The 6815-nt window shown below is 69.6% G+C and carries 1 protein-coding gene; it reads left to right on the top strand.

Going from position 1 to position 6815, the window contains the following annotated elements; translation table 11 throughout:
• Positions 1–6718: amino acid adenylation domain-containing protein (locus QH195_RS06220; protein WP_432278295.1), on the top strand; the 6718-nt coding region annotated here is incomplete at its 5' end.
• Positions 6719–6815 lie beyond the last annotated feature (97 nt).

Here is a 6815-nt window from a genome sequence, read left to right on the forward strand (position 1 = left end):
TTTGGTGTGGATGCAGTCCGAGTACGGTTTGCTGGGTTCGGATGTGGTGTTGCAGAAGACGCCGTCGACGTTCGATGTGTCGGTGTGGGAGTTCTTCTGGCCGTTGCAGGTCGGTGCGCGGTTGGTGGTGGCGAAGCCGGATGGTCATCGGGATCCCGCGTATCTGGCCGAGGTGATCGATGCCGAGCGTGTGTCGGTGGCGCATTTCGTGCCGTCGATGCTGACGGTGTTCGTGGCTGCTCTGCCGGGTGAGTCGGGTGCGCGGACGTGCGAGTCGTTGCGGCTGGTGTTCTCCTCGGGTGAGGCGTTGCCCGCGAAGCCGGCGCAGCGGTTGCGGGAGTTGACGGGTACGGCGGTGCACAACCTGTACGGCCCGACCGAAGCCGCCGTCGACGTCACCTTCCACGAGGTGACCGACGCCGATACCACCGTCGTGCCGATCGGTGCCCCGGTCTTCAATACCCAGGTGTACGTGCTGGACGGCCGGTTGCGGCCCGTGCCGGTGGGTGTCGCCGGTGAGCTGTACCTGGCCGGTACCCAGCTGGCGCACGGCTATGTGGCGCGGCCGGACCTCAGTGCGGACCGCTTCGTGGCCAGCCCCTTCGCCGACGGCGAGCGTATGTATCGCACCGGCGACCTGGTGCGCTGGAACTCCGTGGGTGAACTCGAATATCTGGGCCGTACCGATTTCCAGGTGAAGTTGCGTGGTCTGCGGATCGAGCTCGGTGAGATCGAGACGGCGCTGACCGATATCGACGAGGTCGCGCAGGCCGTGGTGGTGCTGCGTGGCGATGCCCGTACCGGGGACCAGCTCGTCGGCTACCTGGTACCCGCGGCGGGAGCGCCGCTGGATATCGAGGATGTGCGCGAGGATCTGTCGGCGCGCCTGCCGTCGTACATGGTGCCCGCCGCGTTCGTGGTACTCGACGAGCTGCCGTTGAACGCCAGCGGCAAACTCGACCGCCGGGCCCTGCCGGCGCCGGTGTTCGAGGCCCGCGTCTTCCGGGCGCCGTCGACTCCGATCGAGGAGATCGTGGCGAATACGTTCGCCGAGGTTCTCGGTGTGGAGCGGGTCGGCGCGGACGACGACTTCTTCGAGCTGGGCGGTAACTCGCTGAGCGCCACCCGGGTGGCGGCGCGGTTGTCGGCGGCACTGGACACCGACCTCGCCGTCCGGGAACTGTTCGAGGCCTCCACGGTGGCCGCGCTGGCGGCGCGCGCCGAAACACATTCGGGTGCGGGCGGCCGGGTACCGCTGGTACCGCAGCCGCGGCCGACGCAGACCCTGCCCTCCGGCGAGGTCGTGGAGCGGGTACCGCTGTCTCTGGCACAGCAGCGTATGTGGTTCCTGAACCGGTTCGATCCGGAATCCGCGGCCGACAACCTGCCGATCGCGGTGCGATTGTCGGGTCTGCTGGACCGGCAGGCCCTGCAGATCGCCATCGCCGATGTGCTGGCGCGGCACGAATCGCTGCGCACTTACTACCCCGAGGTGGACGGGACCCCGTACCAGCAGGTGGTGCCGACCGCGGCGGTGATCCCGGACCTGACCCCGGTGGACGTTTCGGAATCCGACCTGTTCACGCGGGTGGCCGAATTCGTCGGGACCGGGTTCGATGTCACTGCCGCGGTGCCGTTCCGGGTCCGGCTGTTCGAGGTGGACCCGACCGAGCATGTGCTGGTGGTCGTCGTGCACCACATATCCTCCGACGGTTTCTCCATGGGACCGCTGGCCCGCGATGTGGTCACCGCCTACAGCGCCCGGATCGAGGGCGGCGAGCCGGGCTGGCGCCCGCTCGAGGTGCAGTACGCCGATTACGCACTGTGGCAGCGGCAGGTACTGGGTTCGGAGGACGATCCGGATTCGGTGATCGCCGCCCAGATCGGGTACTGGTCCACGGAGCTGGCCGGTATTCCGGAGCAGCTGGATCTGCCGGCCGACCGGTCGCGGCCCGCCGTGGCCTCCGGCCGCGGTGCGAGCCTGGCCTTCGAGATCGACGATGCGGTGCACGCCGAGCTGGTCGAACTCGCGCGCAGCCGTGGCGTGACCTTCTTCATGGTCGTGCATGCCGCGTTCGCGGTACTGCTGTCGCGGTTGTCGGGCGAATCCGACATCGTCGTCGGTACCCCGGTCGCCGGGCGCGGTGAACGTGCGCTCGACGAGGTCATCGGCATGTTCGTCAACACCCTCGCCCTGCGTACGCCGATCGACTCCGGCGCCGGTTTCGCCGAGTTGCTCGAGCAGGTGCGCGGTAACGATGTGGCCGCGTTCGGGCATGCGGATCTGCCGTTCGAGCGGCTGGTCGAGGTGCTGAACCCGGTGCGGTCGCAGGCGCGGCATCCGCTGTTCCAGGTGATGCTCTCACTGCAGAACAACAATCCGCAGGTCAACGGCGAGCTGCCCGGGCTGGCGATCACGGGTATCGATTCGCCGATCGAGACCGCGAAGTTCGATCTGCACCTGGAACTCGCCGAACGGATCGGCCCGAACGAGGCCGGGGCGAACACCGCCCGCGGTGTCACCGCCAAGTTCATCTACGCGACAGACCTGTTCGACGAGGCCACGGTGGCCGGGTTCGCCGACCGGTTCACCCGATTGCTGACCGCGGTGGTGGCCGATCCGGCAGCACCGGTCGGGGATCTCGAGATCCTGGCCCCGGCCGAGCGGACGCGGGTGCTGGCGGAGTGGAACGCTACCGAACACTCGGTGTCCGCGGCGCTGCTGCTCGACGGATTCCACCGGGCCGTCGCCGAGTACCCGGATCGGGTCGCGGTGAGTTCCGGCGGTGCCGAGGTCACGTACGCGGAGCTGGACGCGCGGGTCAACCGGTTGGCCCGGCATCTGATCGCCCAGGGTGTGGGCCCGGAATCGCTGGTCGGGTTGCTGGTCTCGCGGTCGCTGGACCTGGTGGTCGGCATGTACGCGGTCGCCGCCGCCGGTGGCGCCTATGTACCGCTGGACCCGGCGCATCCGGCCGAACGGATCCGGCACATCCTGGATACCGCGGCACCGGTGTGTGTGCTGTCGACCACCGCCGATGCCGCGGCGCTCGATGCGGACGTGCCGATGTTCACGCTGGACACCGTGGACGTCACCGGGTACGCGGATACCCCGGTCACCGATGCCGAGCGGGTAGCGCCGCTGCGTTCGAGCAATACCGCGTACGTGATCTTCACGTCCGGTTCGACCGGCCGGCCGAAGGGTGTGGCGGTATCGCACGGCGCGGTCGCCAACCAGATCGCCTGGATCGTGGGCGAATACGGTATCGACCGCGACGACGTGGTGCTGTTCAAGACCCCCGCCACCTTCGACGTCTCCGTGTGGGAGCTGTTCGCCCCGTTGACCGTCGGCGGCCGGATGGTGGTCGCCGAACCCGACGGCCACCGCGACCCGCAGTACCTGGCCGCGGTGATCGCCGAACAAGGCGTGACGGCGACCTCGTTCGTACCGTCGATGCTGTCGGTGTTCGCCGAGAGCGCCGCCGCCGTCCCGGGCGCCTGGACGTCGTTGCGGATGCTGTTCGTGGCCGGTGAAGCGTTCACCGGTGACGTGGTGGCGGCGGTACGCCGGGTCAGCGATGTGGCGCTGTACAACCTCTACGGGCCGACCGAGTTCACCGTGCACGCCACGCACGCCGCGGTCGCCGGCGACGTATCGGGTGCCGTGCCGATCGGTGGCCCGGTGTGGAACGCGCAGGTGTACGTGCTGGATTCGCGGCTGCGGCCGGTCCCGGTGGGTGTCACCGGTGAGCTGTACCTGGCCGGTGCGCAGCTGGCCCGCGGCTATGTCGGCCGGCCGGACCTCAGCGCGGACCGCTTCGTGGCCGACCCGTTCGGCACCGGTGAACGCATGTACCGCACCGGTGACGTGGTGCGGTGGACCGATGCCGGTGAGCTGATCTACATGGGCCGTTCGGACTTCCAGGTGAAGGTGCGCGGTCAGCGCATCGAACTCGGGGAGATCGAGGCGGCACTCACCGACCATGCCGCGGTGGCGCGTGCGGTGGTCGTGGCGAAATCGGATCCGAATACCGGTGACCGGCTGGTCGGGTACGTGGTGCCCGGCAAGGACGCCGTGGTCGATACCGACGATCTGCGAGCACAGCTGACCGACCGGCTCCCGGCCTACATGGTTCCGGCCGCGTTCGTGGTGCTCGACGAGTTCCCGCTGAACGCATCCGGGAAGCTGGATCGCAAGGCGTTGCCGGAGCCGGTGTTCGAGGCCCGGGAGTTCCGGGCGGCCGCGACCCCGATCGAGGAGATCGTGGCCGGAATCTTCGCCGATGTGCTGGAACTCGACCGGGTCGGCGCGGACGACGACTTCTTCGCCCTCGGCGGTAACTCGCTGATCGCGACGCAGGTCGCGGCCCGGCTGGGTGCCGCGCTGGACACCACGGTGCCGGTGCGCGCGCTGTTCGAGGCCTCCACCGTGTCGGCACTGGCGGTGCGCGTCGAACAGCACGCCGGAACCGGTGGCCGTAAGGCACTCGAGGCCGGCCCGCGGCCCGAGCGGTTGCCGTTGTCGCTGGCCCAGCACCGGATGTGGCTGATCAACCAGTTCGATCCGAGTTCGGCCGCGTACAACATTCCGCTGGCCATCCGGCTCACCGGCGTACTCGACGTCGCGGCGATGCAAGCCGCCGTGACCGATGTGCTGGAGCGGCACGAATCGCTGCGCACCCGGTACCCGGCCGGCCCGGACGGGCTGCCGTACCAGGAGATCCTGCCTGCCGCGCAGGTACTGCCCGGCGGGCTGAGTGTCGAATCGGCCGATGATCCGGTAGCCCGGATCGGCGCGCTGATGTCGACCGGTTTCGATGCCACGCAGGAAGTCCCGGTGCGGGCGCTGCTGCTCGAGACCGGGCCCGGCGAACATGTGCTGGCCTTCGTCGCGCACCACATCACGGCCGACGGCGCCTCCATGGCACCGCTGGCCCGGGATCTGGTGACGGCCTACCTGGCCCGGGTCGACGGGGACGCACCGGGTTGGTCGCCGCTGCCGGTGCAGTACGCCGACTTCGCCCTCTGGCAGCGCGCCGTGATCGGTGACGAATCCGACGGCGGCTCCGTCGCGGCCGAACAGCTGGCCTACTGGCAGAAACAACTCGACGGGGTGACCCCCGATGTCGAACTGCCGCTGGACCGGCCGCGGCCCTTGGTGCCGTCGCTGCGCGGCGGGCTCACCAGCTTCGGCGTGGACGCCGACGTGCACCGGCAGCTGGACGAGTCCGCACGGGAACGCGGCGTCACGCTGTTCATGGTGTTGCACGCCGCGGTGGCGGTGCTGGTGTCCCGGTTGACCGGCGCGAACGATATCGTCGTCGGCACCCCGGTCGCCGGTCGCGGTGAGCGGGCACTCGACGATCTCGTCGGTATGTTCGTCAACACGCTGGCGCTGCGGACCAGGCTCGATCCGGCCATGACGTTCGCCGAACTGCTCGACCACGCGCGGGAAACCGATCTGTCGGCGTTCGCCAACGCCGATATCCCGTTCGAACGAGTGGTGGAAGCGGTTCTGCCCGACCGGGCGACCGCGCAGAACCCGCTCTTCGATGTGGCGCTGTCGTTCCAGAACAACGAACGGGCCGTCGTCGATCTGCCCGGCCTGACCGTCGAGGCACTGGACGAGGGTGCGCTGGCCGCGAAGTTCGATCTGCAGATCGGTATCGCTCCGCAGCGCGACGCCGACGGCGGCTACGGCGAACTCTGGTCGGTGTTCAACTACGCCGCCGACCTGTTCGACGAATCGACCGTGCAATCCTTCGGCCGCCGGTTCGAACGCATCCTCGCCGCGGTGGCCGCCGACCCGCAGATCCGCGTCGGCGAGATCGATATCCTCGACGATGCCGAACGGGAACGGATGGCGGCACCCGCACCGCAGGCCGCCCACACCGCCTCGTCGGGTACCGCGCTGCCGCAGACGCTGCGCGCCTCGGTCGAGGAGGACCCGGAAGGGCCCGCCCTGGTGTGGGGTGAGGAAGAGCTCACCTACCAGGAACTGGACGCGCGGTCGTCGCGGCTGGCACGGGTCCTGATCGCACGTGGCCACGGGCCGGGGACCGGTGTGGTGGTCCGGCTCGACCGCGGGGTCGACGCAGCGGTCGCCACCTGGGCGGTGCTGAAGTCCGGCGCCGCGCTGGTGGCCACCGACGCGGTGGACGCCGCCACGGCCGCGGGGCTCTCGGTCGGGGCCGGGATCGTGGCCGGCGCCGCGCCGGACCTGCCGGATGTGGAATGGCTGGTGCCGGACGATCCGGCGACGGCCGCCGAGATCGGTGCGCAGTCGCCGCGTCCGGTCACCTATGCCGACCGGGTACAGCCGTTGCGCGGCAGCGATGTGGCGTACGTGGCGGCGGACGGCGTCCGGGTCTCCTATGACGATCTGGCCGCGGTGGTGGCCCGGGTGCACACCGACACCGAGCTGACCTACGAATCCCGCACCTTCCGGTACGGAAAGGCGGACAGTCTGGCGACCGTGGTGGAGATCGTGGCGGCCGGGGCGGCCGGGGCGTCTGTGGTGCTGATCCCGGAGGTGAGTACCGAGGCGCTCGCCGACGAATGGGTCACCCATCTGTGGACCGACCACGCGGGGCTCGCCACGCTCGATCCGGAGGCCCTGGAGGATCTGTCCGCACTCGTCCTGGACGAAGGTGGACACCCGAACGGGCAGTGGTCGCGGATCGAGAACGTACTGGACCTGTCGGCGCTACCGGACTGAGGAGCCCGGCGGAGGCTCGGCCGTTAAGGGGGCCCCCCCGGGGGAACCCCCCCGGCGGGCCCAGCGCATGGCGTCGGGGTCCAGCTCCACCGCATGC

It is taken from the genome of Nocardia carnea (assembly GCF_029868855.1).
Lineage (GTDB): Bacteria > Actinomycetota > Actinomycetes > Mycobacteriales > Mycobacteriaceae > Nocardia > Nocardia carnea_A.